Below are 3,719 nucleotides of genomic sequence, written 5' to 3'. Positions count from 1 at the left end.
CCCTGACGCATTAAATCTCCAATTTTCTTAGCACTTGCATTTGCTTCTGCAGCAATGGAGTCTAACTGAGTCTGAGTTTGACGGCGATCATCATCCAATTTTATGATTTGATCAACTAAATCAAGTGACTTAAAATTCTTTACCGATAAACGATTTAAAACTTCCTCCCTATTTTCGCGGATATAACTAACTTGCAGCATCTTTAATAAATTTATACAAAGATATAAACTTTTGGAGTTTGGCCTTTGGTTTAGGAAATTTCCTCGATTATTGACCGAATTAAATTAAAATACATGAGCGGTAAACTCTTTCTTGTACCAACACCCATCGGAAACCTCGAAGATATAACCTTCAGAGCTGTTCGAATTTTAAAGGAGGTGGACCTTATTTTAGCGGAAGATACCCGCACCAGTGCCCCATTATTGAAGCATTTTGGCATTGATAAAAAAATATTTTCGCATCATCAGCATAATGAGCATAAATCGGTGACGGAGGTTATTCGCTTTTTAAAAGAGGGAAAGCAGATTGCCTTGATTTCTGATGCCGGCACTCCAGCCATATCAGATCCGGGATTTTTATTGGTTCGTGAAGCTATCCGTAACGATATCCCATTGGAGTGCCTTCCGGGTCCGACCGCATTTGTGCCAGCATTGGTAGATTCGGGACTTGCAGCAGACAGATTCACATTTGAGGGATTTCTACCCGTAAAAAAAGGTCGTCAAACACGCATGAAAGAGCTTGTGAACGAATCAAGAACAATGATCTTTTATGAATCACCACACCGATTGCTAAAAACTTTGGAGGAATTGGCACAATATTTAGGTACAGATCGCCAAGCTTCCGTATCACGTGAACTCAGCAAAATGTTTGAAGAAACGGTTCGTGGTACACTTGAAGAAATAAAATTACATTTTGAAACACATACCTTAAAAGGCGAAATCGTAATTTGCGTGGCAGGTAAATAAAAATATAGATATGTCGATAGAACAGTATTTAACAGATGAACAAGATGCTAAGACCGCAGAGAAAGTCTTGGCAAAATTAAAAGATATGCTCAGCTCGGATGAGCCTGTAATTTATTTAGCGATACAAAAAAGACCTGGGGTAACGATTAATCCGGATAGTATTGCCGTGAGCAGTAAGCGAATTGTATTTTGCATTCCCGAAAACCTAGGCTTGACCACCAATTTTATCACTTTCTATTGGGCAGATGTAAAGGAAGTATCCTTCAAAGAGGGGTTTTTAGGCTCCAAATTCATAATCGTCCCACAAAGAGGTGAAAATGTAGTTATAGATTATATTCCGAAAGTACAAGCAAGAAAGCTGTATCAATTTTGTAATGAGCAAATGGAAAAATATAAAATGATTCCACCAGGAATAGGCTCAGTAATGCAAAACGAGAACTTAGCAGACGATTATGCTTCCTACATAGAGGTAAAAGATGAGGTGGATAGTTTTACCACGGCAGAAAGTAGTCAGACAGAAAATGACATCATCCAAAAACTTCAAAAGTTAAAAACACTATTTGAAAAACAATTGATTAGTCAGGCGGAGTACGAACGCAAGAAAGCAGATATTTTATCTCAATTATAAGTGAAAAAGAATTATCAACTGGCACTTCTAAGTGCATTTTTATTGTGGCTAGCTTGGCCTCCAATACCATTTACTGCCTTGATTTTGCTTGTGGCCTTAATCCCACTATTTCAAGCGGTAGAAAACATCATTGAGTCAGATGAAAAAAAGAAAGGCAAACAAATTTGGCGCATTGCCTTAATTTGCTTTTTTATCTGGAACACAGCCTCAATTTATTGGGTTTTTAACTCACTTAATGCGGTAATGCCTGTTTGGCTAGCGCTTATCATTTCACAGATTCCATTTTTCTTAGCCGCCCTATTGATGGCTCTATCTTTTTGGCTTTATTTCCAACTTAGAAAGGTAACGAGTAAAATTTGGAGCTATGTGGGATTTATTTGTCTTTGGATAGGATATGAATATTTACATCAAAGCTGGGACCTAGCCTTTCCTTGGATGAATTTAGGAAATGGATTTGCTGAATCACATTATTTGGTTCAATGGTATGAATATACAGGTGTTTATGGCGGCACTTTGTGGATATTAATATCCAATATCCTACTCTTTGAAAACAGATTGGCCATTAAAACTAAGTTGGAACGCGTTCGAAGAATAAAGCTTCGGGTAGCAACAGCAATATTTATTCTTTTACCAATACTGCTCTCAACTTATATCTATGTTAACTATGAAGAAAGGGTAAATCCTGCAAATATAGTAGTGGTACAACCCAATATAGACCCCTACGAAAAGTTTGGGTCATTGTCTACATCAGATCAGGTGGAGAAGCTCATTAAGCTTTCGGAGGGCATCGGACAAAGCAATACAGAATTCTTCATATGGCCAGAAACAGCTATTTCGAAGGGTACGGAAGAGAAAACATTTAGAGAAGATTCCAATTTTATTAGAATTCAAGAATTCTTAAACAATTACAAAAATGGAAATCTAATTTCAGGGATTGAGAGTTACTCTATTTATGACAGCGCAAAGACTGAAACAGCGAGATACGATAGCAGATCGGGGATTTATTTCGATGTTTTCAATGCAGCGGTTCTCATAGAAAATTCTGCTAAGCTTCAATTTTATCATAAGTCGAAATTAGTCCCGGGCGTTGAGCAAACTCCCTTTTCCAATTCTTTATCTTTCTTAAAGCCTCTTTTTAAAGCATTTGGAGGATCATCAGGTAGCTATGGTAAGCAAGATGAACCTTCCGTATTTTATTCACAAAGTGGCATTGGTGCGGCACCTGTTATTTGCTATGAATCCATTTGGGGCGAATATGTGGCAGATTATATCAAAAAAGATGCACAATTTATTACGATAATTACCAATGATGGTTGGTGGGGTAATACTTCTGGAAAAGATCAGCATTTACAATATGCCAAGTTGAGAGCAATTGAAACAAGACGTTGGGTGGCACGTGCTGCAAATACAGGTATTTCAGCATTCATTGATCAAAAAGGAAACATCGTACAAAGAACAAAATGGTGGATGCCGGGGGCATTGAAACAAGATATAAACCTAAACGAGGAATTTACATTTTATGTAAAACATGGCGATTATATCGCAAAATCCGCAGTTTTAGGAAGTTTTGCATTCTTGATTTTTCTGTTGATTAGCATTTTTAAGAAAAAGGCATAAAATAAAAATCCGCCCCAATCGGAACGGATTTTCATAAAAATACACCTTAAAAACTGTTGATAGATAACAATACAAAATTAAAAATCAACACATTAATAACCTTCACAAAGAAACGGTTAAAAGTATTGCATATTGTAAAAATGATAGCTTTGTTACATCTAACTGACCCAAAAATGATATCTATGGATGTAGATGACAAACTTTAGAAAGATAAATCCCCTAAATTTTCTGAATCATAATAAATATTGTAATTTCAAAAATAAAAATCAATCAAACATGTCAAATAACCGTCGTAAATTCATCCATCAAATTTCTGGTTTAGCCGGAATCGCGTTGATCCCAACCTCATTATATTCTTGTGTAAGCAGGAAAAACCCAAATGCAGCTGATTTACAGAATTCATTTTTTGAAATTTCGCTTGCTGAATGGTCTCTTCATAAAGAATTATTTAGTAAGAAAATCACCAATTTAGATTTTCCGGTAGTTGCTAAGAAGGAATTTGGCATTAG

Annotated in this window: 3 protein-coding genes and 2 pseudogenes; 4 read left to right on the top strand and 1 reads right to left on the bottom strand. The window is 36.3% G+C overall.

Annotation, left to right across the window (positions count from 1 at the left end):
* Positions 1-200, bottom strand: a pseudogene (locus ACIQ0D_RS12215) (serine--tRNA ligase); the annotation flags it as partial.
* A 93-nt stretch (positions 201-293) separates the two neighbouring features.
* Between ACIQ0D_RS12215 and rsmI the strand changes: the two are divergent.
* The 4 genes and pseudogenes from rsmI to ACIQ0D_RS12195 all read left to right on the top strand — a co-directional run.
* On the top strand, positions 294-965 hold the full coding sequence (gene rsmI / locus ACIQ0D_RS12210) for a 16S rRNA (cytidine(1402)-2'-O)-methyltransferase (RefSeq protein ID WP_395806012.1): 672 nt from the start codon (positions 294-296) through the stop codon (positions 963-965).
* A gap of 10 nt (positions 966-975) precedes the next feature.
* A complete protein-coding gene (locus tag ACIQ0D_RS12205; protein WP_395806010.1) occupies positions 976-1,593 on the top strand; it encodes a PH domain-containing protein in 618 nt (205 codons plus the stop codon).
* Positions 1,594-3,210: an apolipoprotein N-acyltransferase gene (gene lnt, locus ACIQ0D_RS12200; RefSeq protein ID WP_395806008.1), complete on the top strand. Its 1,617-nt coding sequence runs from the start codon at positions 1,594-1,596 to the stop codon at positions 3,208-3,210. It abuts the gene before it with no gap.
* A gap of 276 nt (positions 3,211-3,486) precedes the next feature.
* Positions 3,487-3,719: pseudogene (locus tag ACIQ0D_RS12195) on the top strand (hypothetical protein); the annotation flags it as partial.

The sequence above is a fragment of the Daejeonella sp. genome (assembly GCF_044342615.1).
GTDB lineage: Bacteria > Bacteroidota > Bacteroidia > Sphingobacteriales > Sphingobacteriaceae > Daejeonella.
The sequence above is the reverse complement of the archived record's forward strand: the minus strand, read 5'-3'. Positions and strand labels throughout refer to the sequence as shown.

Bases quoted from the DNA above. Each gene is read 5' to 3' on its own strand.
- rsmI (WP_395806012.1), top strand. From the start codon at position 294: ATGAGCGGTAAACTCTTTCTTGTACCAACACCCATCGGAAACCTCGAA.
- ACIQ0D_RS12205 (WP_395806010.1), top strand. From the start codon at position 976: ATGTCGATAGAACAGTATTTAACAGATGAACAAGATGCTAAGACCGCA.